This window comes from Mesorhizobium sp. LjNodule214 (genome assembly GCF_964252735.1).
Classification (GTDB): Bacteria; Pseudomonadota; Alphaproteobacteria; order Rhizobiales; family Rhizobiaceae; genus Mesorhizobium.
The window spans coordinates 383,120-406,704 of the sequence record NZ_CAXUPE020000001.1; the positions used below are offsets into that span (position 1 = coordinate 383,120).

Annotated in this window: 19 protein-coding genes and 1 pseudogene; 6 read left to right on the forward strand and 14 right to left on the reverse strand. The window is 62.9% G+C overall.

All coding sequences use genetic code 11. The features are described from left to right. Window position 1: 1 nt before the first annotated feature. From ACSQ3Z_RS01855 to ACSQ3Z_RS01865, 3 genes are all read left to right on the forward strand, one after another. Complete coding sequence (locus ACSQ3Z_RS01855; RefSeq protein ID WP_436169693.1) at window positions 2-1,126, forward strand: hypothetical protein; 1,125 nt, start codon at window positions 2-4, stop codon at window positions 1,124-1,126. A gap of 72 nt (window positions 1,127-1,198) precedes the next feature. After that, window positions 1,199-2,125 (forward strand): peptidyl-prolyl cis-trans isomerase, encoded by a 927-nt coding sequence (locus ACSQ3Z_RS01860; RefSeq protein WP_436169694.1) that lies wholly within the window; start codon window positions 1,199-1,201, stop codon window positions 2,123-2,125. Further along, a complete protein-coding gene (locus tag ACSQ3Z_RS01865) occupies window positions 2,122-3,138 on the forward strand; it encodes a HupE/UreJ family protein (RefSeq protein ID WP_436169695.1) in 1,017 nt (338 codons plus the stop codon). Before ACSQ3Z_RS01860 ends, ACSQ3Z_RS01865 begins: the two co-directional genes overlap by 4 nt. A 473-nt stretch (window positions 3,139-3,611) precedes the next feature. Here the strand turns inward: ACSQ3Z_RS01865 and ACSQ3Z_RS01870 are convergent, their stop codons facing one another. Together ACSQ3Z_RS01870 and ACSQ3Z_RS01875 are read right to left on the reverse strand one after the other, a co-directional pair. Continuing rightward, complete coding sequence (locus ACSQ3Z_RS01870; protein ID WP_436169696.1) at window positions 3,612-3,947, reverse strand: hypothetical protein; 336 nt, start codon at window positions 3,945-3,947, stop codon at window positions 3,612-3,614. A 283-nt stretch (window positions 3,948-4,230) separates the two neighbouring features. Further along, entirely contained in the window at window positions 4,231-5,070 is an 840-nt protein-coding gene (locus tag ACSQ3Z_RS01875; RefSeq protein ID WP_436169697.1) for a class I SAM-dependent methyltransferase, read from the reverse strand. 283 nt (window positions 5,071-5,353) lie between these two features. Between ACSQ3Z_RS01875 and ACSQ3Z_RS01880 the strand changes: the two genes are divergently transcribed. Then, window positions 5,354-6,124: an SDR family oxidoreductase gene (locus ACSQ3Z_RS01880; protein ID WP_436169698.1), complete on the forward strand. Its 771-nt coding sequence runs from the start codon at window positions 5,354-5,356 to the stop codon at window positions 6,122-6,124. 66 nt (window positions 6,125-6,190) lie between these two features. On the opposite strand, the gene recQ is transcribed toward ACSQ3Z_RS01880, so the two are convergent. From recQ to uxaC, 4 genes and pseudogenes are all read right to left on the reverse strand, one after another. Continuing rightward, window positions 6,191-8,035 carry a DNA helicase RecQ gene (gene recQ / locus ACSQ3Z_RS01885; RefSeq protein ID WP_436169699.1) on the reverse strand — a complete coding sequence of 615 codons (1,845 nt, stop codon included), beginning with the start codon at window positions 8,033-8,035 and terminating at the stop codon, window positions 6,191-6,193. 267 nt (window positions 8,036-8,302) lie between these two features. Further along, a complete protein-coding gene (locus ACSQ3Z_RS01890) occupies window positions 8,303-8,641 on the reverse strand; it encodes a cupin domain-containing protein (RefSeq protein WP_436169700.1) in 339 nt (112 codons plus the stop codon). 10 nt (window positions 8,642-8,651) lie between these two features. Beyond that, a complete protein-coding gene (gene kduD, locus ACSQ3Z_RS01895) occupies window positions 8,652-9,425 on the reverse strand; it encodes a 2-dehydro-3-deoxy-D-gluconate 5-dehydrogenase KduD (protein WP_436169701.1) in 774 nt (257 codons plus the stop codon). Between the two features lie 57 nt (window positions 9,426-9,482). Then, window positions 9,483-10,885: pseudogene (uxaC, locus tag ACSQ3Z_RS01900) on the reverse strand (glucuronate isomerase). Between the two features lie 169 nt (window positions 10,886-11,054). Here uxaC and ACSQ3Z_RS01905 point away from each other — a divergent pair. Continuing rightward, complete coding sequence (locus ACSQ3Z_RS01905) at window positions 11,055-12,635, forward strand: mannitol dehydrogenase family protein (RefSeq protein ID WP_436169702.1); 1,581 nt, start codon at window positions 11,055-11,057, stop codon at window positions 12,633-12,635. Window positions 12,636-12,663: 28 nt separating this feature from the next. Here ACSQ3Z_RS01905 and lepB read toward each other — a convergent pair whose 3' ends face one another. The 7 genes from lepB to ACSQ3Z_RS01940 form a co-directional block, all read right to left on the reverse strand. Continuing rightward, the gene (lepB, locus tag ACSQ3Z_RS01910; protein WP_436169703.1) at window positions 12,664-13,641 is read right to left on the reverse strand and encodes a signal peptidase I; all 978 of its coding nucleotides are present in this window, start codon (window positions 13,639-13,641) and stop codon (window positions 12,664-12,666) included. Window positions 13,642-13,731: 90 nt separating this feature from the next. Next, a complete protein-coding gene (locus ACSQ3Z_RS01915) occupies window positions 13,732-14,139 on the reverse strand; it encodes a F0F1 ATP synthase subunit epsilon (protein ID WP_436169704.1) in 408 nt (135 codons plus the stop codon). Window positions 14,140-14,252: 113 nt separating this feature from the next. Beyond that, window positions 14,253-15,818, reverse strand: a complete 1,566-nt coding sequence (gene atpD, locus ACSQ3Z_RS01920) for a F0F1 ATP synthase subunit beta (protein ID WP_436169705.1) — start codon at window positions 15,816-15,818, stop codon at window positions 14,253-14,255. Window positions 15,819-15,892: 74 nt separating this feature from the next. Further along, a complete protein-coding gene (locus ACSQ3Z_RS01925) occupies window positions 15,893-16,777 on the reverse strand; it encodes a F0F1 ATP synthase subunit gamma (RefSeq protein WP_436169706.1) in 885 nt (294 codons plus the stop codon). 33 nt (window positions 16,778-16,810) lie between these two features. After that, window positions 16,811-18,340 carry a F0F1 ATP synthase subunit alpha gene (gene atpA / locus ACSQ3Z_RS01930; RefSeq protein WP_436169707.1) on the reverse strand — a complete coding sequence of 510 codons (1,530 nt, stop codon included), beginning with the start codon at window positions 18,338-18,340 and terminating at the stop codon, window positions 16,811-16,813. Continuing rightward, window positions 18,340-18,900, reverse strand: a complete 561-nt coding sequence (locus ACSQ3Z_RS01935) for a F0F1 ATP synthase subunit delta (RefSeq protein WP_436169708.1) — start codon at window positions 18,898-18,900, stop codon at window positions 18,340-18,342. The genes atpA and ACSQ3Z_RS01935 overlap by 1 nt, the downstream gene beginning before the upstream one ends. Window positions 18,901-19,135: 235 nt before the next feature. After that, the gene (locus ACSQ3Z_RS01940) at window positions 19,136-19,531 is read right to left on the reverse strand and encodes an AGROH133_08824 family phage infection protein (protein ID WP_006206550.1); all 396 of its coding nucleotides are present in this window, start codon (window positions 19,529-19,531) and stop codon (window positions 19,136-19,138) included. A gap of 358 nt (window positions 19,532-19,889) precedes the next feature. Between ACSQ3Z_RS01940 and ACSQ3Z_RS01945 the strand changes: the two genes are divergently transcribed. After that, a complete protein-coding gene (locus ACSQ3Z_RS01945; RefSeq protein WP_436169709.1) occupies window positions 19,890-22,865 on the forward strand; it encodes a hypothetical protein in 2,976 nt (991 codons plus the stop codon). Here ACSQ3Z_RS01945 and ACSQ3Z_RS01950 read toward each other — a convergent pair whose 3' ends face one another. Beyond that, window positions 22,866-23,561 (reverse strand): aspartate/glutamate racemase family protein, encoded by a 696-nt coding sequence (locus tag ACSQ3Z_RS01950; RefSeq protein WP_436169710.1) that lies wholly within the window; start codon window positions 23,559-23,561, stop codon window positions 22,866-22,868. It lies immediately after the preceding gene. Window positions 23,562-23,585 lie beyond the last annotated feature (24 nt).

Here is a 23,585-nt window from a genome sequence, read left to right on the forward strand (position 1 = left end):
GATGGCTTTTGCCATCGGCGAAGGGCGGGCCTGCGCCATTTGCTTTTCCGGAACGGTGATCACACCCGGTCAAAAGCTGGACTCGGCCGACCAGGCCGTTCTTGCCGTTCCGTCGTCCGATCGGGGCGGCTTCCGCGTCATAGGCGTCGTCAAGGGCAACGTCGCCGCGGACGAGGCCATCGCGGAATCGACCGTCTCGTTGGGTGTAGCAAAGCTCGTGATGCCCCTGGATGGCGGGACTGCAGTCGCCAAGCTGCCCGCGACGGCAGTCGGCAGGCCTGTGCTGCTCGTGCGAAACAGAACGTCCGAGACTTGGACAAGCATCGGAACGATCGGGGCAGAATACGCCGGCTGGCTGCGGCAATTGGCGGCGACCAAGCATGGCGGCGATAACCGGCCTGCCAAATTGTGGCCGTCGAAGGTTATGGCGTGGTCATCTTTGACGGAAGCCGAATGGCAGGAACGTGTTGCAGTCGTTGTTCCCTATCTCGAGGCTGCTGAACCGCTTGCCGTCGAGATCGCCTATGGCGAACTGAAGCGAGCGCCCTATAAGGCGATGCGCACCTTGAAGCCAGAGCTGGAAGCCGCAAAAATCAGAATCTGGATCAACGATCCCAAACTGTCGTCCAGGCTTTCGGTGCACACGCTGCTTCTCGGCATAGCCGGGGATCAGAATGACGCTGCCGAACTTGAGAAACTGATCAACCAAGCGTTGCTGGCGCGGGACACAGCGAACCTTTCGGCGATGCTTGCCGCCGATCTGGAATTGCGCGGGCCATCGCGCCTCGATTGGCTTCACGCGACGTTTTTCGCAGATCGCCAGCGCACGCTGCCGGAGATCGATGCGGCTCTGCTTGCGCTGAGCGTACAGGGCGAAGCGGACGCCGCAGTGCCGCGCGAACAGGTGATCGAAGCCTATCGCTCCTTCATCAACGCGCGAAAGCCGATGGCCGGCTTCGTGGCAATGGAGCTCGCAAATTGGGAAGCGTGGGATGCAACCGCGGACTATGTCGACATCATCAGGTCGAAAGCCGTGAAAGACCCTGCCGGGCAATTTGCGATCCTCAGCTATCTCAAGAGCAGTCCCCTGACCGCCGGCCAGGCGGCATTGTTGCCTGCCGAATGACTCCGATGGGCCACGCAGTCAACCAACAGGTCGGTGCACAAAGCACTTCCAACGGGAACGACGGGTAGCATCATGCCAAGACATGGATTGCGGCAGATCCTTAGCGAGCCGCTGCTGCATTTTTTCGTCGTCGGGGTTCTCCTCTTCGGAGGCTACCGCTTCTTTTTTGCTGAACCGGAGCAGGCAGCCGACCCGCAGCGCATAGAATTGACCGCCGACGATATCCGCCAGCTGGCGCTGACGTGGCTTGCGCAAGGGCGGCCGAAGCCAAGCCTGGTTGAAATGCGCAGCCTCGTGGAACAGAAGGTTACGGAGGAGATCCTATTCCGGGAAGCGGTCGCCCTGGGCCTCGATCAGGATGACCAGATCATCAAGCGGCGCCTTGCGCAGAAGATGGATTTCCTGGCGGCCGATCTGGCAGCCCTGGAAGAGCCTACAGACGCCCAATTGGCAGATTGGTATTCGAAGCATTCTGACCGCTTCGCGCTGCCCCCGCATGCCAGCTACCGGCACCTGTATTTCTCTCCGGACAAACGCGGGGAGGGCGCGCGCAACGATGCGGCCGCGGCACTTGCCGTCCTGGCTGGCAAACCGGCGGATGCGCCTGAGGGCAAGGCGCTGGCCGATCCATTCATGCTGCGCAACTACTATGGCGACACCACGCCGGAACAGACTGCGAAAGAGTTCGGTCCGGCTTTTGCGGATGCGCTGTTTGGCCTGAAGCCCGGTTCGTGGCAGGGGCCGCTGCAATCCGGGTATGGCTGGCACATTGTCTGGTTGGGTTCCATCGAGCCCGGCCGCGTTCCGCTTTATGCGGAAGTGAAGCCCGACGTGAAAACGGCGTGGCTGGATGACCGCTATCAAGAGGTGAAGCGCACGGCGCTTCAAGAGATGCGCTCCCGCTACACAGTGGCGGTCGCTCCGCTCGATGCGGTCGATCTGCGCGACCTGAAAAGTCCGGAGTCGGCTGGGGCGACCCTGGACGCTGCATCTCCATGACGGCGCAGCATTTACACAGCGCAGGCCTTCGCCTCGCCACAGCGGTAGCCATGCTGGTACTGGCGTTGGCCGGCACGGCGGGCGCGCATGAGATACGGCCGGCCTACCTTCAGATCGATCAGGTCGGAGCAGGCCGTTTCAGCGTGCTGTGGCGGACCCCGCTGCTGTCGGGCATGCGGCTGCCCGTTGTGCTGCAATTCTCCGACGGCGTCGAGAACGTCACCGAACCGACGGACCGCCAACTCCCCGACTCAGTTGTAGAGCGGCGGATCGTTGAGGCCGCCGGCGGCCTGCCGGGCCAGCGGATCGATTTTGTCGGACTTCAAGCGACGATAACGGACGTACTGGTGCGTGTGAAACTGCAGGATGGAACGGTAACCACGACGCTTGTCCGGCCTTCCCAGCCCTGGATCGATATCCAGGCCCGGCAAAGCCCGTTGGAGGTCGTGAAAGTGTTCGTCGTCAGCGGCATCGAACATCTTCTGTTCGGCTTCGACCATCTGCTGTTCGTGGCGGCGCTGATACTGATCGTCCGCCGCTGGGGCATGCTGCTGAAGACGGTGACCGCCTTCACCGTGGCTCATTCGATCACGCTCACCTGCGCCACGTTGGGTTGGGTCAACCTCCCGTCGGGGCCTGTCGAGATAATGATCGCCTTCAGCATTGTTCTCGTCGGTGCGGAGATCATCAGGATGGAGCGCGGCGGAACGAGCGTGGTGATAGAATGGCCGTGGATCGTGGCGTTTTTCTTCGGACTGCTCCACGGTTTCGGCTTCGCAGGCGCGCTTGCCGATTTCGGGCTGCCTCAGGGCGACATTCCGCTCGCCCTGTTCTCGTTCAACGTTGGTGTCGAACTCGGGCAACTGATGTTCATTGCGGCGATCCTCTTGGCAGTCAGCGCGCTGCGCAGGATCGTTGACGTGCCGCGAAACGCGATCATCGCATCCGCCTACGTCATCGGCATAGTGGCCGCGTTCTGGACCGTTGAACGTCTGCACTCGACTTTTACGTGACCGCTCGCGCAGTCCAAACCCACTGAAATTCAACGCGCCCCCGTTGCTCCCGCCACGGCGCCGCCTTGCGCTTTGGAAAGCTGGGCGACAGCCGTTGGCCTGCTTTGGGTCGGATGGGGAGAAGGAAACCGGTTACGCTATCGTTCTTCCCTGCACCACAAGCAGACCTACTCCTTCCGGCCCCAAAACAGGACGCTTTTGTTTGGCGCCGAGCGTCGGCAATTGGCGCGTCCCGCTGGTTCAAATATCTGACTCGCAGAACGCCAGAATCGAGCATCGAAAGACTGGCTGGGGTCGTATCAAGCTGTAGCGCGAACGGCAGGCAAGAGACCCGAGGCAGCGTTCAAAACGAGCGCCCACCAAAGTCACCGTTTATTCTCCATTAGCGTTGTTCGGGCCACTTTCATTGCGATGCCCTCCAGGTATAGACTCGACCGCGTCTTGCCGCATTAAGGCACGACGCGGAAACGGTCCTATTCTTTCCACATCGTCGAGCGGAGAAGAGCCTGCGTGTGCTCTGCCAGGTCGAGTTCACCGCGCGCCTCGATCTTCAAAAGATATCGGGCCTTGGCCCGGCGATCACCTTCCCTGACCGCAGGATAGGCGCATACAGCCAGCAGCGCCCTTTCCTCAGCCCGGCTGGCTCTGTCGTGGTCGCGGTTACTGCCGTCCATTTCGTGGATCACTTTGCCGAACGCCGCGTACATTGCCCTGTGCGCCTTGATCAGCGCCCGCAGATCGCTGGACGGTTCGCGCCGAGCGAGCGTCGGAGGCGAAGAAGCGGGAAAGCGCAGCGCCGCAAAAGACACGCAAGCCTGCTCCCGTCGTGCGCGCGAAGCCGAGACGTGAACAGCAACGCGAAGCGGCAAAGCCGCGACCGGCGGCGAAGTCAAAGGCAGCCTCGCAGGCCCCGTTGGCGCGTCAGCCCAAGTTCCGCAACTGCAGGCGCATAGACGGCACCTTCCAGGTTCCCGCATCCCAGAAATGCCCATTGAGCGGCTACGCGCATTATTGAGAGTCTGAACCGCCCTATCTCTTTGTTTTGACGCAATTCCGGACGGAAAACCGCTTCACACTTTTCCTGGAATTGCTCTAGAGGCGCGACCAGGCGCCAACCTCATACCTGCAGACCACAACGCTTTGATTTGCAATTACCTCGGCCCGCATTCGCTCTTGCAGGCTGTCGGGGCCAAGTTCCGAAACGCTGATAACGCCCGACTGCTCCATGACAGGAGCCATGGTCACGGCGAGATCGGACAAGAGGTCAATGCCGCTTAGCGTATCAGACCCGCCACCCGCCAAGGCACTCACCGCCATAGTCGGGGCTGGCAGTCCGGCCTTGATGAAGGCGGAATGGAGTCCAAGTCCCATGTTGAGGTTTGTCCCCACTCTGTGAAAGGTCTCGACTATGCACCGAAAGCAGTTGTCGTAAATCGGCGAGGAAGGCGACGATGCTGTCCCGGTCCAGTCGACTTCGTGGAAAACGATAATGCCTCCAGGCCGCAGATGCCTCGCTATTCCCCTCAGCATGGCGACGGGATCTGGCGAGAACATCAGAACGTAACGGCCCACAATTGCATCGAACGGACTGTCGAACGCAAAAGCCGCTGGATCGCACTCGTTAAAGGTAACGTTGTCCAGGGCGAGCTGCCTGGCCCTTTCCCGAGCAGCTTTGACCGCTACCGATGATCTGTCGGAACCGACGACCTTGCCCGTAGGCCCGACCATTTCGGCGGCAAGAAAGGCAACATCGCCAGCGCCGCTGCCGATATCAAGTACCCGCATCCCGGATTGGATACCTGCCCTGCTGAAATACTGACGCGTCATCGGATCAACCAACGCCGCCTGAGTCGCCAAGCGACGCAGCTCCCGATCCGAATGGCCCAGTTCGTATTCGTGATGCCGCTTCTGCTTGATCTCTTCCTCTGGCATGGCTGTGACCCCCTCTGTCACAATGAACGATATGCTTGTTCACCAAAGCGAGCCATCAATCGGCGGTTGTCGCTGATTGGGTCATGTCGGTTGGTGCTAGGCAAAGCGCCCCCAGCCACCTCTGTTCATAGGCCTTGATGTGGATGTATGCGAGCAAGGGCGTCTGCATCCGCTCACGCAGTAAGTTTATTTGACCGCCTTCGATTGAACGCTAGGCTGAGTACTAAGCGCCGATTGCCGCATGGGGTCGGTTCCCGTCCCATGCGTGTTGAGGCCGCCTGCTGTGAGCGTTTACGACAGATTTTCCCTGGACGGGCGCGTGGCGCTGATCACCGGAGGCGGGCGGGGACTCGGTTTCGAGATTGCGCTCGCGTTTGCCGAAGCTGGAGCCCATGTCGTTGTGACCGGACGCACCGCCGCAACGCTCGACGCCGCCGTCGCCGCCATCACACAGGGCGGCGGCAGCGCGCAGGCGGCGATCTTCGACATGGCGGACCTGGAGGCGGGCCGCGCCGTGATCGCCGATATCCACAAGGCCTGCGGCCGTCTCGATATCCTCGTCAACAATGTCGGCGCCCGCGACAGGCGGCCGCTCGCCGCGTTCAGCGACGACGCTGTCCTTGACCTGATCAAGACGGACCTCTTGTCGGCGATCTCGCTGTCGCGCGAAGTGGCGGAGATCATGAAGGCCCAGGGCCACGGCCGTCTGATCGCGGTGACCTCGATCGTTGGCGAGATGGCGCGGCCGGGCGATGCCATCTATCCTGCCGCCAAGCAGGGGCTGACGGGCTTGATGCGCAGCATGGCTGTCGAGTATGGCGCGCACGGAGTGACGAGCAACGCCATCGCGCCGGGAATGTTCGCCACCGAGACCAATGCCGCAATGGCGGAAAACCCGGATATGGTTGCCTTCGCCCGCCAGCGGGTTCCGTTGCAGCGCTGGGGTCGGCCGCGGGAGATCACTGGTGCTGCACTTTTCCTTGCCAGCGATGCGGCCTCCTTCGTCAACGGGCATGTGCTGACTGTTGACGGCGGCAGGTCTGTACAGTTGTGACGATTTTCGGTCGAAACTTGCCGTTCGTGCCCGGAACAATCGCTGCGGGACGTTGGTGCGGGATTTTCAGACCGATCCACCAGATTGATGCGCGGCGATCGCGCTCAGAAAAGCGTGGCCGAACTCCCTGAGCTTGGCAGCACCCACGCCGTTCACTTCGGCGAAGGCGTCGAGGCCGCTCGGGCAGCGCGCGGCCATATCGATCAGCGTGCGATCGGAGAAGATCACATAGGCAGGCACCTGGCGCTCCTTGGCGAGCCGCAGCCGCAGTGTCTTGAGCGTGGCCAGCAGCGAAGCGTCTAGGCCTTCGGTATCCATGGCGGCGCCCTGGGCGGAACGCATTTTGCCGCGGCGCTGCCGCGTCTCGGCGCGATACAGGAACGGAACCTCGCCACGGCCGAGTGCATGGCCCTTGTCGGAAATGGCGAGGCCGCCATGGCCGCCCGGATCCGGCATCAGAAACCCGCCCGCGACGAGCTGCCGTATCAGTGACAGCCAGAAATCCTTCTTGTGCGCCGCACCGCTGCCGAAGCTGGCGAGCCTGTGATGGATCCTGGCCAGGATCCTCTCGGTTTCATGGCCGAGCAGGACATCGATGATGTGCGCCGCACCAAAGCGCTCACCGGTCTGCGCGATCGCCGCCAGGATGAACCGCGCCTCGGCTGCGCCATCCGCGCGAGGCGTCTGATCCAGGCAGTTGTCGCAGTTGCCGCAGGACGAAGCTTCCTCGCCGAAATAGCCGAGCAGCACCTGACGCCGGCACTCGGCCGTCTCGCAATAGCCGATCAAGGTGTCGAGCCGGCCGTGCGAGCGCCTCTTGTGCTCCGCCGGCGTCGCCTCGTCCTCGATGAAAAGCCGGCGCATGCGGATATCGCCGAGGCCGAAAAGCATGCGCGCCTCCGCCGCCCGGCCATCGCGGCCGGCGCGGCCGATCTCCTGGTAGTAGGCCTCCAGGCTGCCCGGCAGATCGGTGTGGAAGACATAGGCGACATCGGGCTTGTCGATGCCCATGCCGAAAGCGATGGTCGCCACCATCACCACGCCGGGCAAGGTCATGAAGCTGTTCTGGTTGGCGTCGCGCGCCTCCTTGCTCATGCCGGCATGATAGGCGAGCGCGGTGACGCCGTTCTTCTCGAGGAACGCCGCCACATCCTCCGTCTTCTTGCGCGACAGGCAATAGACGATGCCGCTGCGGCCGGCGTGGCGCTGCACGAAGTCGAGCAACTGGCGCTTGCTGTCCTGCTTGGGCTCGATGCCGAGCTTGATGTTCGGCCGGTCGAAACCCAGCACCAGCGTTTCGACGCGCCCGGCAAACAGCCGCGCCTCGATGTCGGTGCGCGTCGCCTCGTCCGCCGTCGCCGTCAGCGCGATAATCGGCACGTTCGGAAAGATGTCGCGCAGCCGTGACAGCTCCTCATATTCGCGCCGGAACGCCGGCCCCCATTGCGAGATGCAATGCGCCTCGTCGATGGCGATCAGGCTGATATCGAGCCTTACAAGCGCCTCGAGCATGCGATCGGTCATCAGCCGTTCCGGTGCGAGATAGAGCAGCCGCGTCTGGCCCGCCGCGACGCGTCGCCATGCCGCGACATTGGCCTCCCGGTCGATCGAGGAGTTAATCGTGTCGGCGGCAACGCCGGCAAGGCGCAACGCCGCGACCTGGTCCTGCATCAGCGCCACCAGCGGCGAAACGACGATGGTGAGCCCACCCAAGACCAGCGCCGGAACCTGGTAGCAAAGCGACTTGCCCGCACCAGTCGGCATAACCGCCAGCACGTGGCGCCCGGCCAGCAACGCCTCCGTCACGACTGCTTGGCCGGGGCGGAAATCATCGAAGCCGAACACATCCTTCAGGACGCGCCGCCTGACATCGTGTCTGTCCGCCGGAACGCTCGCCGCCGATATCTGCATCACCTTGCCGCCTGCTGTTGAAGCGAATGTGCGGATTTGAGTCCGCCCGCGATTCCGCTGGCGTTCGACTCGCCAAGGACCTGCCGTCCTGCTTGGCCGATAAAGCTGGGCAGTTCCAGCCCTGTTAAGTCTATTTTCACCATCATGCGGCACAGTTGCAGTCCTGCGGCGATGTTTTGAGTACCGCGGCGCCACAAGCGCCCAGGCAACACACCCGCGCTTCTCCGGAAGCGCGGGTTTTCCATTTCTGGAACAGGCCGAAAAGGGTCAGTCGAGGAAATCGCCGCGCTGCGGCGCAAAGCTGTCGACCAGGCGGCCGTCCTCCAGCGCCTTGACGCCATGCACCAGATTGGACGGGACGATGAAGCTGCTGCCCGCGTCCAGAATTTCGCCCCTGCCGTCGATGGTGACCTCGAAGCGGCCTTCGGCGACATAGCTCGCCTGCACATGCGGGTGCGAATGCGGCGCGCCGATGCCACCCTTTTCGAAGGCGAACTCGACCATCATCAGCTCATCCGTGGTGAGCAGGACGCGTCTGCGGTTGCCGTCCGGCGTCGGCGTCCAGGCGCCCTCGCCGGCATGCGAAAAGATTTTTGTCCCGGTCATTTGCTCTTCCTCATCGCGCCAGCCAGCCGCCGTCCACCGGCACCACGGCGCCATGCATGTAGTTTGATGCCGGCGCCAGCAGGAAGACGGCGGCGTCGCCGATGTCTTCCGGTCCGCCCCAGCGCCCTGCCGGAATGCGCGCCAGGATCGCGGCGCTGCGGTCTGGATCGGCGCGCAGCGCCTCGGTGTTGCTGGTCTCGATATAGCCCGGCGCGATGGCGTTGACGTTGATGCCTTTTTGCGCCCATTCGCAGGCGAGCAGCCTTGTGATGCCGAGCACGCCATGCTTCGACGCCGTGTAGGAAGCGACTCGGATGCCGCCCTGAAAACTCAGCACCGAGGCGATGTTGACGATCTTGCCGCGCCGTCCCGGATCGGCAAGCACATGCCTGGCAAAGCCCTGGCTGAGCATGAAAACCGTCTTCAGATTGACGTCGATGACATCGTCCCAGTCGGTCTCGGTCAAATCGACGGCATCGGCACGGCGGATGATGCCGGCATTGTTGACCAGCCCATCGAGCGGCCCGCTTTCATCCCAGACCTGGTCGAGCATCGCCTGGGCAGCCATCGGGTCGGCAAGGTCGCAGTGCACCGCCTCGAATCGTCCGCCCACCGCGACGATCCTTTCAACCGTCTCGTCCATCGCGGAACGGCCGACGCCGACCACCATGCCGCCGGCGCGCGCGATCGACACGGCGATGCCCTGGCCGATGCCGGTGTTGGCGCCGGTGACCAGGATGCGTTTGCCGGCAAGGCTGAAAGCGGAGAGGTCGGTCTTGCTCATCGTGTCCATTGCCTGTCTGTCAGGCGTTTGGCGGCCCGCGGGAGCTGGCGAGGCACCTTAGAGCCGGTAGGCCTTTTTCACCAGATCGTAGGCAAGCTCCCGTGCCAGTTCGTGCGCCTCGTCCTCGCGTAGCCGATGCTCCGCGACGAGACGCGCCAGAAAGGCGCAGTCGACCCGGCGCGCCATGTCGTGGCGGGCGGGTATGGATGGAAAGGCGCGGGTGTCGTCATTGAAGCCGACCGTGTTGTAGAAGCCGGCGGTCTCGGTGGTCATTTCGCGGAACCGACGCATGCCCTCCGGGCTGTCGTGGAACCACCAGGCCGGCCCGAGCTTCAGCGCCGGATAGACGCCGGCAAGCGGCGCCAGCTCGCGCGCATAGCTGGTCTCGTCGAGTGTGAACAGGATGACCGTCAGGTCGCGCTCCAGCCCGACACAGTCGAGCAGCGGCTTGAGCGCCGCCGCATAGTCGGTCCGGGTCGGGATATCGAAGCCCTTGTCGCGTCCGAATCTCTGGAAGATAGCAGGCGCGCCGGGAACCGGGATGGATCTGCAGCACCAGCCCATCGTCGCGGCTCATCTTGGCCATTTCGGTCAGCATCTGGGCGCCAAACAGCTTTCGTTCACGCTCGTCGTCGGAGCCGCCGCGGATGCGGCTGAACAATTCCGCGGCTGCCGCATCCGAGAGATTGGCGGTCTCCGCCGTCGCATGACCGTGATCCGACGAGGTCGCGCCAAAGCTCTTGAAGAACGCGCGGCGCTGCCGGTGGGCGTCGAGATAGCCGGCCCATGTGCCGGTATCGCAGCCGGTGATCTCGCCCAGACGGTCGAGATTGGCGGGAAACCCCTCGAAATCGGGATCGACGACGGCATCCGGCCGGTAGGCGGTAACGACGCGGCCCTGCCAGCCGCTGTCGCGGATCATCCTATGCCATTTGAGATCGTCGAGCGCGCCCTCGGTCGTCGCGATCACTTCGATGTTGAAGCGCTCGAAGAGCGCGCGCGGGCGGTAGTCGTCGCGTTGCAGCAGTGTTGCGATCGTGTCGTAGTGGCGGTCTGCCGTGCCGGCACTCAGCGGCTCATCGATGCCGAACAGATGGGGCAAGCACATGGTCGAGCCACAGTCGCGTCGGCGTGCCGCGAAACAGGTAATAATGTTCGGCGAAGCGCCGCCAGATCGCCCTGCCGTCAGTCTCGACCGGCGACCCGTCGAGGGTCGGCACGCCGAGGTCCTCCAGCCGCACGCCCTGGCTGAACAGCATGCGGAAAATGTAATGGTCGGGCACGACGAGCAACTGCGCCGGATCGGGAAACGGCTCGTTGAGCGCATACCAGCGCGGATCGGTGTGGCCATGCGGGCTGACGATCGGCAGGTTCTTTATGCCGGCATAGAGGCTGCGGGCGAGCAAGCGCGAAGACGCTTCGGGTGGAAACAGCAGATCCGGATCGGCCAGCGCGATCATCGAAAGCGGCTCCTCCCAAGTGCGATATCGGTACGGTCGGGCAGGAATGATGTCAACGTCGTTGCCGGGATTTGGTGTCCTTGCGACAAGAGGAAACTGGTGTTACGCCGCTTGCGATCCGCCGCGCAGGAGCACCTATGCACTCCACCCCGCCAGCCCGATTGAAGCCATGACGCGCCGCCATCTGTCCGACGCGACGCTGCGGCCACTGCCGGAGCAGGTCGCAATCCCCTCATATGATCGCAAAAGCGTCACGCCGGGTATCGTCCATCTCGGCGTCGGCGCCTTCCACCGCGCCCACCAGGCCGTCTATGTCGACGACTGCCTGGCGGCGGGAGAGATGGATTGGGGCATTGTCGGCGTTTCCTTGCGCAGCGCCGACACACGCGACGCGCTGGCACCGCAGGACGGGCTCTACACGCTGGCGGTCAGGAGCAGCGGCGGCGTACAACTGCGCGTCGTCGGCTCGATCCTGTCGCTGCTGGTGGCACCGGAGGATCCGGGCGCGGTGCTGGCCGTGCTCACCGATCCGCGCACCCGCATCGTCACGCTGACGATCACCGAAAAGGCCTATCTGAGGGCGGCGGGCGGCGGACTCGACGCCGCCCATCCCGACATTGTCCATGATCTGGCGAACCCCCATGCGCCGAAGACCGCGCATGGGTTTCTCGCCGAGGCGCTGGCGCGCCGCCGTGCCGCCGGCACGCCACCCTTCACCGTGCTTTGCTGCGACAATCTCCCTGCCAACGGCGCCACGTTGCACCGGCTGCTGGTCGAGTTCGCCGCACTGCGTGATGCAAGGCTCGGTGCGAAACACGATGCAGGGCTCGGTGCGAAGCACGATGCCAGGCTCACGAGTGATGCCCGGCTCGCCTCTTCAGGCAATGCCTCGCTCGCCGGCCATATCGCCGACGAGGTCGCCTTTCCTTCAAGCATGGTCGACCGCATCGTGCCGGCGACCACCGATGCCGACCGGGTGCGGATCACCGGAGAGCTGGGCGTCGAGGATGCCTGGCCCGTCATGACCGAGCCGTTCTGCCAGTGGGCGATCGAGGATGATTTCCCGGCGGGCCGGCCGGCCTGGGAGAAATTCGGTGCCACCATGGTCGGCGATGTCCGGCCTTTCGAGGATATGAAGCTCAGGTTGCTCAACGGCTCGCATTCGGCGATCGCCTATCTCGGCCTGCTCAGCGGCCACGCGACGGTCGACCGCGCCTTCGCCGATCCGGCTATCCGGCAGTTCGTCGATGCTTTGTGGGCCGAAGCCATTTCGACGCTGCCGGAGGATGCCGGGCTCGACACAAGCGCCTATACGGCGGAACTCGCCGAGCGCTTTTCCAACACCGCTCTCGCCCACCGCACGGCGCAGATCGCCAATGATGGCAGCCAGAAACTGCCGCAGCGCATCGTTGCCTCCGCCGTCGAATGCGTCGAAGCCGGCACTGAGCTGGTGCATCTCACACTGGTGGTGGCCGCCTGGATCGCCGCCTGCTCGGCGCGCGGAAGGACCTTGCCGGAGGGTCATTTCACCGATCCGCTCGACGCGGCACTGACGGCACTTTTGAGCCAGCAACTGCCGGCGAACGAAACCGTGGCGGCAGTGTTCGACCTGGCCGGCTTCGCCAGCGACCATGCTGAGCGCCAGATGCTGATTGAGCTCGTGGCCGTCCATCTCGTGCACCTGCGACGGGACGGTCCGGCTCTGGCCTTTGCAGCGCTCGGCATAGAGAGCGATTTGGCCGGACCTTGAGTTGGCTCAGACCCGGCTCGCTTCAGACCTATTTGCCGGCCGAACCATCCAGCGTCTGCCGAGACGAATAGTCGGTGCCTTTGGAATTCCAAAACAGTCGCACAGCCTTGCCAACCAGATTTTCATAGGGAACAAATCCGACAGAGAACCGGCTGTCGGAGGCATTGTCGCGATTGTCACCAAGCACGAAATAGTGGCCCTCGGGGACCTCAAACTCGCGCGTGTTGTCGCCGATGGAATTGTCCGTCAGGTCGAGAACGGAATGGGTGGCACCCCCCGGGAGGGCCTCGCTTTGACGTTTGGCGTTCGAGAACTCTTCGGACGAAAAAGAACCGATATCCTCGTGTCCTACCGCCACATCGCTGATGTGAAGCACCCCATCGATGATCTGGATCTTCTCGCCGGGAAGGCCGACGATCCGCTGGATATAGTCCACGCTCGGGTCGGGCGGATATTTGAACACCACCACATCTCCCCTCTTGGGTTCCGCGCCGAAGACGCGTCCCTCGATCGGAAGCAAGTTGAACGGCACGCTGTAGCGGCTGTAGCCATATGCCGTTTTGGATACGAAGAGATAGTCGCCGTCCTGTAGCGTCGGCACCATGCTGCCGGAGGAAATCGAAAAAGGCTGGAACAGAAACGAACGGATCGCAAAAGCAGCCACGGGCGAGCTGAGAAAGACCAACACCAGCACTGAAAACCCGTGCGAATACCATCTGTCCGGCTTGAATCGGTGCGCAAAGGGCACGACGAGCGCCACCCACACGGCCATCAAACCGATGCCTGAAAGATTGGCCACCCAGCCAAGATCGACGCCCGGCAACACCGGAAAACCGGCGTAGATGATCGCGAAAGTGATGGCGCAGATGACCACCAGGCTGGCGACCGCCAGTCTTCCGTTGCCGATCCAAAGGAACCCGCCGAACGGGCCGCCAAAGGCCGACACCAGGGCCGTCGACCATCTGGATCGCGAGCCTGTTTCTCGTTGCGCTGTCTCTTCCGTCATCGGCCACCCCCCATGCCAAGGCAGCCGGACTGTCCACCAAACAAAAAAGCGGGGCAAGCCCGCTTTTTCAATCTATTGTTGTGGGGTGCCTCAAGCCGGCGGGATGGCGCCTTCCAGCGTGGTGAGCTGGCTAAGGAACTGCTCGGCCTTGCTGCGGGCCTCGTCGTCCTTGGCGTCGGCTGCGTCTTCCTTGGCTTCCTGGATGCGGCGTGCCAGGTCGGCACGGTCGATATCGCCGACGGCGACTGCCGATTCCGCAAGCAGCGTGCAGCCGGCCGGAACGATGTCGGCAAAGCCCCCGAACACCACGTAGCGCTCTTCCTTGCCGCCGGCTGTCTTCACAGTGACGACGCCGGGCTTGATCGTGGTCATGACCGGCGCGTGATGCGCCATGACCGTCATCTCGCCTTCGGCGCCCGGAATGACGACGGACTCGACCTGCTCGGACACCAGCAGGCGCTCCGGCGAGACCAGTTCGAATTGGAAAGCTTCAGCCATGATCAATTTAGCGAGCAGGGAATAGTGAGTAGTCAGTAGTGAAGGGGTCCAAACGGCCCGGCTCACACACTTGCTATTCTCTACTCACTACTCACTACTCCCTATTCGCTTGCCTATGCCGCTTCGGCCGCCAGGCGCTGTGCCTTCTCGACCGCTTCCTCGATGCCGCCGACCATGTAGAAGGCAGCTTCCGGCAGGTGATCGTAGTCACCGTTGCAGAGGCCCTTGAAGCCCTTGATGGTGTCGGCGAGGTCGACCAGCTTGCCCGGCGAACCCGTGAACACTTCGGCGACGAAGAAGGGCTGCGACAGGAAGCGCTCGATCTTGCGGGCGCGAGCCACCGTCTGCTTGTCCTCTTCCGACAGTTCGTCCATGCCCAGGATGGCGATGATGTCCTGCAGCGACTTGTAGCGCTGGAGGATCGACTGCACCTGGCGCGCGACGCCATAGTGCTCTTCACCGACGACCAGCGGGTCGAGCATGCGCGAGGTCGAATCCAGCGGGTCGACGGCGGGATAGATGCCCTTTTCCGAGATCGCGCGGTTGAGCACGGTCGTCGCGTCCAGGTGGGCGAAGGAGGTCGCCGGCGCCGGGTCGGTCAGATCGTCGGCCGGCACGTAGATGGCCTGCACCGAAGTGATCGAGCCCTTGGTCGTCGTGGTGATACGTTCCTGCAGCGCACCCATGTCGGTGGCCAGCGTCGGCTGATAGCCCACGGCCGAAGGAATACGGCCGAGCAGCGCCGACACTTCCGAACCCGCCTGCGTGAAGCGGAAGATGTTGTCGACGAAGAACAGCACGTCCTGGCCCTGGTCGCGGAAATATTCGGCGACCGTCAGCCCGGTCAAGCCGACGCGAGCGCGGGCGCCCGGCGGCTCGTTCATCTGGCCAAAGACAAGTGCTGCCTTGGAGCCTTCGCCGCCGCCCTTCTTGTTGACACCGGATTCGATGAACTCGTGGAAGAGATCGTTGCCTTCGCGCGTGCGCTCTCCGACGCCGGCAAACACCGAGAAGCCGCCATGCGCCTTGGCGACGTTGTTGATCAGTTCCTGGATCAGCACCGTCTTGCCGACGCCTGCGCCGCCGAACAAGCCGATCTTGCCGCCGCGAGCGTAAGGCGCCAGCAGGTCAAGAACCTTGATGCCGGTGACGAGGATCTGCGCTTCCGTCGACTGATCGACATAGGACGGCGCCGGCTGGTGGATGGCGCGCATTTCGATGCCGTCGACCGGGCCTTCTTCGTCGACCGGCTCACCGATGACGTTGATGATACGGCCGAGCATGCCCGGACCGACCGGCACGGTGATCGGCGCGCCGGTGTCATAGACATCCTGGCCGCGGACCAGACCTTCGGTCGAATCCATGGCGATGCAGCGCACGGTGTTCTCGCCGAGATGCTGGGCCACTTCGAGCACCAGACGGTTGCCGACGTTGATCGTCTCCAGCGCGTTCAGGATCGCCGGCAGATGTTCGCCGAACTGCACGTCGACAACGGCACCGATCACCTGCCGAACCTTGCCGACCGCACCCGTCTTCTTGATGGTAACGGCTGGCGTCTTGGCTGCAGCGGCCTTGGCCGGCGCTGCCGCCTTCTTGGCCGGAGCGGCCTTCACTGCTGCTGCCGGAGCCTTTGCTGGTGCCGCCTTCGCTGCGGTCTTCGGGGTCGCTGCTTTCGCCATCGTCTTTACCCTTTTTCGTCTCTCTGTTTCTCACACGATCCGCTTGAAGGTCGGCGACCTTCGTGGGAGCGCGCCTAGAGCGCTTCGGCGCCCGAAATGATTTCGATCAGTTCCTTGGTGATCTGCGCCTGCCGCTGGCGGTTATAGGTGATCGACAATTTGTTGATCATGTCGCCGGCGTTGCGGGTCGCATTGTCCATGGCGCTCATCTTGGCACCCATCTCGCCGGCCGCGTTTTCGAGCAGCGCCCGGAAAACCTGCACGGAGATGTTGCGCGGAATGAGGTCGGCGAGGATTTCGCCCGGCTCCGGCTCGTATTCATAGACGGCGCTGCCGCCATCCGTCGCCTCGGCCGGGGCGGAAGCCAAACCGGCCGGAATGATCTGCTGCGCCGTCGGGATCTGGCTGATCACCGACTTGAACTGCGAATAGAACAGCGTGCAGATGTCGAAGTTGCCCTCGTTGAAGAGGTTGACGATCTTCTTGGCAATGGCATCGGCATTGACGAAGCCAAGCGTCCTCACTTCGCGCAGGTCGACACGATCGAGGATCAGTGACGCGTAATCGCGACGCAGGATGTCGAACCCCTTCTTGCCGACGCAGATAATCTTGACCTGCTTGCCATCGGCCAGCAGCTTGCGAATGTGATCGCGGGCGAGGCGGGCGATCTGCGAATTGAAGCCGCCGCACAGGCCGCGCTCGGCGGTACAGACGACGAGCAGGTGCACGTCATCCTTGCCGGTGCCGGTCATCAGCGCCGGGGCATCGCCACCGTCGCCGATCGCCTGGGTGATGTTGGCCAGCACCGCGCCCATGCGCTCCGAATAGGGGCGCGCCGCTTCCGCCGCTTCCTGCGCGCGACGCAGCTTCGCCGCGGCGACCATCTGCATCGCCTTGGTGATCTTCTGCGTCGCCTTGACCGAGGCGATACGGTTACGAAGGTCTTTTAATGAAGGCATGCTTCAAACCTGATCCAACCCAATCGGCTTCGTTCAAGCAAAGGTCTTGGCAAAGGCGTCGATTTCCGCCTTCAGCTTGGCGCGCAGATCGTCCGACAGCGCCTTCTCCTTGCGGATACCGTCAAGCACGGCCTTGCCGGCCGAGCGCATATGGCTGAGCAGGCCATGCTCGAACTTGCTGACCTGGTTGATCGTCAGCTTGTCGAGATAGCCGTTGACGCCGGCAAAGATCACCGCGACCTGCTCCTCGACCTTCAGCGGCGAGAATTGCGGCTGCTTCAAAAGCTCGGTCAGGCGCGATCCGCGGTTGAGCAGGCGCTGCGTGGCGGCGTCGAGATCGGAGCCGAACTGCGCGAAGGCCGCCATTTCGCGGTACTGTGCGAGCTCGCCCTTGATCGAGCCGGCGACCTGCTTCATCGCCTTGATCTGCGCCGAGGAACCGACGCGTGACACCGACAGGCCGACATTGACCGCCGGGCGGACGCCCTGGAAGAACAGGTTGGTTTCCAGGAATATCTGGCCGTCGGTGATCGAGATGACGTTGGTCGGGATATAGGCCGACACGTCGTTGGCCTGCGTCTCGATGATCGGCAGCGCAGTCAGCGAACCACCGCCATTGTCGTCATTGAGCTTGGCCGCCCGCTCGAGAAGGCGCGAGTGCAGGTAGAACACATCACCCGGATAGGCTTCGCGGCCCGGCGGGCGGCGCAGCAACAGCGACATCTGGCGATAGGCGACCGCCTGCTTCGACAGATCGTCATAGCTGATCAGCGCGTGCATCCCGTTGTCGCGGAAATATTCGCCCATGGTGCATGCGGTGAACGGCGCCAGGTACTGCATCGGCGCCGGGTCGGAAGCGGTGGCGGCGACGATGATCGAATAGTCGAGCGCGCCGCGCTCTTCGAGAACTTTCACGAACTGCGCAACGGTCGAGCGCTTCTGGCCGATGGCGACGTAGACGCAGTAGAGCTTTTCCTTCTCCGGCCCGTTGTCGTGCACCGACTTCTGGTTGAGCATCGTGTCGAGGATGATCGCGGTCTTGCCGGTCTGACGGTCACCGATGACCAGCTCGCGCTGGCCACGGCCGACCGGGATCAGCGCGTCGATGGCCTTGAGGCCGGTCGACATCGGCTCGTTCACCGACTTGCGCGGGATGATGCCGGGCGCCTTGACGTCGACGCGCTTGCGCTCGGTCGCCTTGATCGGGCCCTTGCCGTCGATCGGATTGCCGAGTGCGTCGACGACGCGGCCGAGCAGGCCCATGCCGACAGGCGTGTCGACGATGGCGCCAGTGCGCTTGACGATGTCGCCTTCCTTGATGTCGCGGTCGGCGCCGAAGATGACGACGCCGACATTGTCGGCTTCGAGGTTGAGCGCCATGCCGCGGATGCCGCCGGGGAACTCGACCATTTCGCCGGCCTGGACGTTGTCGAGGCCGTAGACGCGGGCGATGCCGTCACCGACGGACAGCACCTGGCCAACTTCGGAGACCTCGGCCTCCTTGCCGAAATTCTTGATCTGGTCTTTCAGAATTGCGGAAATTTCCGCGGCGCGGATGTCCATCAGCCGACCTCTTTCAGTGCAAGCTTGAGCGAATTGAGTTTGGTTTTTAATGACGTATCGATCTGGCGCGAGCCCATCTTGACCACCAGTCCGCCGAGCAGCGACGGATCGACGGTGACGGTGATGGCCACATCCTTGCCGGCAACGCTCTTCAGCGCCGCCTTCAGTTCGGTCTGCTGGGCAGGGGTCAGCTCATGCGCCGACGTCACCTCGGCGGCGGCTTCGCCACGATGCTCGGCGGCGATCTGGCGGAACGCCTTGATCATGCCCGGCACCGCGAACAGACGGCGGTTCTTGGCGACGACGCGCAGGAAATTGCCGGTCAGCCCGGTGATCCCGGCCTTGTCGGCGATCGCCGCGATCGCCTTGGCCTGGTCCTCGCTGGAGAACACCGGGCTCTTGATCAGGCGCATCAGGTCGGCGCTGCCTTCCAGCATCGCCTCGAAACTGTTGAGGTCGGCTTCGACCTTGGCAACGGAATTTGCCTGCTGGGCGAGTTCGAACAGCGAACCCGCGTAGCGTTCTGCGACACCTGAGATTGGCGATGACGATTGGGCCACGGACCGTCTTTTCTCTTGTCTGACAGGCCGCAGATTGTTGGCGCGAGCGAGAACTCTGGCTAAATCTTTGACCTTACTGCATTTTTCCAAGCACGAAGACGCGGCTTCCGCTATCCCCGGCCGAAAGTCGATTGCCGTCTAGCACAGGCCTTTTAAGACCGCAATGCGTCGTTCCGCATGGTTTTCAGGCACTTTTGTCGCATCCAGCGGTGGAGTTCGACCGAAGCCGTTGGATTCAAGGCAAAAAGCCGAAGACAAAGGCCAGCGGCAGCGCCGCCAGCACCAGTTCCACAATGATCGATGCCCAGTTGAAAGGCGTGTTGGCGCCGTCCGACATCATCGACAGCAAGCGGCCGAAGGCGGTGAACAGCCAGGAGAAGCCGAGCGCCATGTAGAGCCACGGCTGCGCCAGCAATATGCAGCACAGGCTGACGCCGAGATAGAAGCCGGACATTCGGCCGCGCCCTTCGGCGATCGCCGCCGCTTTCTCGGGCTTGACCTGCAGCCTGAGTATCCGGAAGGCGAGGTTCGGCGCCAGGAACAGCACGAGGCCGAGAGCCAAGGTCACGACGGCGCTCGACCATGCCAGCCACTCGCCCTGGCTCGTCGGCCATGGAAACACAAAATCCATCTGTCTCGATCCCCTCACAGCAATGCAATGTGCATTGAATGTCGCCGGGAAGGGAAGTCAAGCGCGCAACCGGGCGTCGGGGTTTCGGCATCAAAGCGCGGACCTGTTTCGGCTGCACCCTGGGACCGGTTTTGCTGCCGATTCAACTGGTATTTAAGAAAATTCTTAAGCAAGGCAGCTGCGGCGTGATTGTCTTCAACAGTATATGCCTTGCCCTGATGTAACGTTGGTATTATGCTTTCAGCGTCCTCTTAGCCGATTTCTTGTTTGCCTCGGCAATTTCACATGTTTTGCAATCACATGTGAAGTCTGCACAGATGAATTGCGGCCGGCAGGATCTCAGAATTCGGAGAAGATCATGCCAGGTCTTTGTCGAACGTTGCATCTGGCCAGGATCTGGGTTGTTGCGGCAACCCTCGTTGGGATCGCGCAAGGCGCGCGCGCGGACTGTATCGCCGAACGGCCGACGGCCATGGTTCCCGCCAATCCTTTGGCCTGTCAGCAGCTTGAGCCCACGATCCGGAAGCCATCGGCACTGTCCTTGGGGGATTACGAGAACAAGCTCAATCAGTATCTGGGCAGTTATTGTTATCGCAACGAAGCTGCAGGATGGGTGCACGACAAATATGTTCGCCAGGCCGGACCGCGGATCGCGACCCTGGTCAACGGCACCTGGCAGGGCGTCGACCACGGAACCCATGCGCCCGTGATGATCTGGTATTCGCCGGAGATGATGGACTGGCTTCGCAAAAATCGCTCGGCCAATGGCGAGGTCGATCACCCGCCGCCGGTTCCCGACGGCGCCATCATGGTGAAAGAGATGTTTTCGGAGCCGGCGTCGGATTGCCGGACAGTCGATCCTCGCAAACTGTTCCCGATCAGTGGCGCCGCGATCATGATTCGCGATGCCGGCGCCTCTCACGACGGCTGGTTCTTGGGCTGGTACGGCTTTGGCAGCCAGAGCGGCTGGACGCCGGATTGGCCGGCTCTGCCGGCCGACAACAACAGCATGCCGAATATGGGCTTCGGCCAATACTGCATGAACTGCCATGCTTCGGCGGCCGACAATCTGACCTTCGCATCCCCCAAGAACGTCGAGGGTGAGCCCGGCAAGCCACTGAACTACCTGGCGCAGGATTTCTTCAAGGGACCGCCGACGCCGACCTTGCACCAGGCCGTCGTTCTGCCGGTCAATACCAGGCCGCGTCTTGGCGAACCGCTCTATAGCCCGAACGCCGACGTGATCGCGGCGCTGAAGGCGTATGTCCGCGAGATGCCGACCTATGAGAACGTGTCGCGAATGCCTTCCGAGACTTACGACAACACCTGGGTCGGGGCCAAAGGTCCCGATGCGTCCGATACCTTCCTGACGTCGAGCCAGTGCCTCGGCTGTCATGACGCCGGCAGCACCGGACTCCAGTTCGACATGACCAAGCCGAACCCGCATGGCGATGGCTTGATCAATCTGTCTCCGCTGGCAACTTGGCGAACCTCGCCGATGGGGCTGGGAGGCCGCGATCCGATATTTTTCGCGCAGCTGGCGAGTGAGACGCAAAGCTTCCACCCCAAAATGTCTGGCGTCGTCCAGGACGTTTGCCTCGGCTGCCACGGCATAGCCGGAGAGCGGCAGTTTCACATCGACGAGAAGGCGCGCTCGGGCAAATGCGAACTGTTCTCGCGCGACATGGTCGATGCGACGCCGTGGCCGGCCGACAATCCGAGCGCGGCGCACGCCAATTACGGCATGCTTGCCCGCGACGGCATCACCTGCACGTCCTGTCACCGCATGGTGCTCAACACCAAGGCCAGCGAGCCGCTCGCCGATGCGCCGCAGAACGCCTGCGTGAACGAGCGGCAGGCGCTGCTCAATCCGCATGCGAGCGGTTTTGCCAAGACCTTCACCGGCAGCTTCATGGTGGGTTCGCCCGACGCTCTCATCGGCCCGTTCGAAAAGCCGGAAGTCCGGCCCATGCAGACCGCCCTCGGCATCAAGCCGGTTCATGATGCCACGATCACGAGTTCCGAGGTTTGCGGGACGTGCCACACGGTTCACCTGCCGGTTCTGCAGGGCGAGAACACGCTGGCCCATATCTACGAGCAGACGACCTATCCGGAGTGGGCGTTCAGCGCATATCGAACCGGCAGCACGCCGGACGGCCCGCTTCCACTGGGCGCCGGCGCCACGCCGCAGAGCTGCCAGGGCTGTCACATGCCATCAAGGGAGCCGGACGGAACGCCGACGATGAGCAAGATCGCCAGCATCCAGGAAAATCTGAATTTTCCGCAGACCGAGTCCAGCGACGCACCGGATCTTTCGGTCCGCGAAGGGTTTGCTCGCCACACGCTGGTCGGCCTCAACGTCTTCCTGGTCAAGATGGCGCAGCAGTTTCCCGATGTCTTCGGCATCAGGACGCGCGATCCGATGATGGGCAAGAAGGCTCTCGATCCTCTCGTCCTCACCGAGCAGGCGATGCTGGACCAGGCGTCGCAGACAACCGCCACCGTCGCCGTCAGCGATATTGCCATGACCGCGGAAGCGCTTGACGCCAAGGTGACGGTGAAGAACCTGGCCGGTCACAAGTTTCCCTCCGGAGTGGGTTTCCGGCGCGCGTTCCTCACCTTCAGCGTGCTCGACCAGAACGGCGAGCCGCTCTGGGTCTCCGGCCGGACCAACGCCGCTGGCGTGATCACCGACGCGGATGGCAAGTCGCTCGATGGCGAGCTCTGGTGGAAGGACGATTGTTCCGGCCGCATCCACCCTGGCGAGCGGCCGCATCAGCCGCACTATCAGAAGATCACGCGACAGGACCAGGTTCAGATTTATCAGGAACTGGTTTCCGCGCCGCCCGCCAATTCGCCGAACCCGATCTGCAACGCGGAGGCCAAGCCGGAAGGTGAGCTGACGACCAGCTTCCTGTCGATCTGCACCGAGGTGAAGGACAACCGGATTCTGCCGGCTGGCTTCTTGCCGCTCGAAGGCCGGCTCGAAATCGCCAAGGCGCTGGGCGCGGATGAGGATCTCGCCATCGATGTCGGCACGACCGCTGTCGAAGACGATCCCGACTATGTAGCGGGCGGCAGCGACACACTGAGCTATTCGATACCGCTTGCCGATTTGCCGAAGGGCACACACGCTGCCAGCGTCGAGGCGGACCTCTACTACCAGGCGACGCCGCCCTCCTATCTGCAGGATCGGTTCTGCACCGCCAAGGGCCCTGACACCGATCGCCTGTACTTCCTGACCGGACATCTCAATCTGGCCGGCACCGAAGCAAAGGGATGGAAGCTGAAGGTGGTCGGCACGGGAAATGTCGCCGTGGCCGCCCAGCCTTGATTACTGCAGCATGAATTCGACCGCCGCCTCAGCATGGATGCGCGTGGTGTCGAACACCGGAACGTCGAAATCCGGCTGGCCGATCAGCATGGTGATCTCGGTGCAGCCCATGATGACGCCGTCGATCTTTTCTTCGCGCCGCAAGCGGGCGACTTCATCGATATAGGCCGCCTTCGATGGCCCGCTGACGATGCCCTGGCAGAGCTCGTCGTAGATCACGCGATGCACCATGTCGCGCCCGGCCTGATCCGGCACCACCGGTTGAAGGCCATATCTGTCGGCAAGCCGGCCCTTGTAGAAATCCTGCTCCATGGTGAAGCGAGTCGCGAGCAACGCCGGGCGCTTCACACCGGCATCCTTGACGGCGACTGCCGTGGCATCGGCGATATGGATCAGCGGGATGGATACCGCCGCCTGCACCTCATCCGCCAGCTTGTGCATGGTGTTGGTGCAGACCAGCAGGCCTTCTGCACCGCCCGCCTCCAGGCTGCGCGCGGCCTCCACCAAAAGCACCCCGGCGCCCTGCCAATCGCCTTCATGCTGCCGTTCTGCGATTTCGGCGAAGTCGAACGACCACAACAAGAGCTTTGCCGAATGCAGCCCGCCCAGCCGCTCGCGCACGATCTCATTCAGCAGTCGGTAGTAGATCGCGGTCGATTCCCAGCTCATGCCGCCGAGCAGGCCAAGGGTTTTCATCTGCTCCGCACTCCGATTTGCACG

Bases quoted from the DNA above. Each gene is read 5' to 3' on its own strand.
- ACSQ3Z_RS01855 (WP_436169693.1), top strand. From the start codon at position 2: ATGGCTTTTGCCATCGGCGAAGGGCGGGCCTGCGCCATTTGCTTTTCC.
- ACSQ3Z_RS01860 (WP_436169694.1), top strand. From the start codon at position 1,199: ATGCCAAGACATGGATTGCGGCAGATCCTTAGCGAGCCGCTGCTGCAT.
- ACSQ3Z_RS01865 (WP_436169695.1), top strand. From the start codon at position 2,122: ATGACGGCGCAGCATTTACACAGCGCAGGCCTTCGCCTCGCCACAGCG.
- ACSQ3Z_RS01875 (WP_436169697.1), bottom strand. From the start codon at position 5,070: ATGCCAGAGGAAGAGATCAAGCAGAAGCGGCATCACGAATACGAACTG.
- recQ (WP_436169699.1), bottom strand. From the start codon at position 8,035: ATGCAGATATCGGCGGCGAGCGTTCCGGCGGACAGACACGATGTCAGG.
- ACSQ3Z_RS01890 (WP_436169700.1), bottom strand. From the start codon at position 8,641: ATGACCGGGACAAAAATCTTTTCGCATGCCGGCGAGGGCGCCTGGACG.
- kduD (WP_436169701.1), bottom strand. From the start codon at position 9,425: ATGAGCAAGACCGACCTCTCCGCTTTCAGCCTTGCCGGCAAACGCATC.
- ACSQ3Z_RS01905 (WP_436169702.1), top strand. From the start codon at position 11,055: ATGACGCGCCGCCATCTGTCCGACGCGACGCTGCGGCCACTGCCGGAG.
- lepB (WP_436169703.1), bottom strand. From the start codon at position 13,641: ATGACGGAAGAGACAGCGCAACGAGAAACAGGCTCGCGATCCAGATGG.
- ACSQ3Z_RS01915 (WP_436169704.1), bottom strand. From the start codon at position 14,139: ATGGCTGAAGCTTTCCAATTCGAACTGGTCTCGCCGGAGCGCCTGCTG.
- atpD (WP_436169705.1), bottom strand. From the start codon at position 15,818: ATGGCGAAAGCAGCGACCCCGAAGACCGCAGCGAAGGCGGCACCAGCA.
- ACSQ3Z_RS01925 (WP_436169706.1), bottom strand. From the start codon at position 16,777: ATGCCTTCATTAAAAGACCTTCGTAACCGTATCGCCTCGGTCAAGGCG.
- atpA (WP_436169707.1), bottom strand. From the start codon at position 18,340: ATGGACATCCGCGCCGCGGAAATTTCCGCAATTCTGAAAGACCAGATC.
- ACSQ3Z_RS01940 (WP_006206550.1), bottom strand. From the start codon at position 19,531: ATGGATTTTGTGTTTCCATGGCCGACGAGCCAGGGCGAGTGGCTGGCA.
- ACSQ3Z_RS01945 (WP_436169709.1), top strand. From the start codon at position 19,890: ATGCCAGGTCTTTGTCGAACGTTGCATCTGGCCAGGATCTGGGTTGTT.
- ACSQ3Z_RS01950 (WP_436169710.1), bottom strand. From the start codon at position 23,561: ATGAAAACCCTTGGCCTGCTCGGCGGCATGAGCTGGGAATCGACCGCG.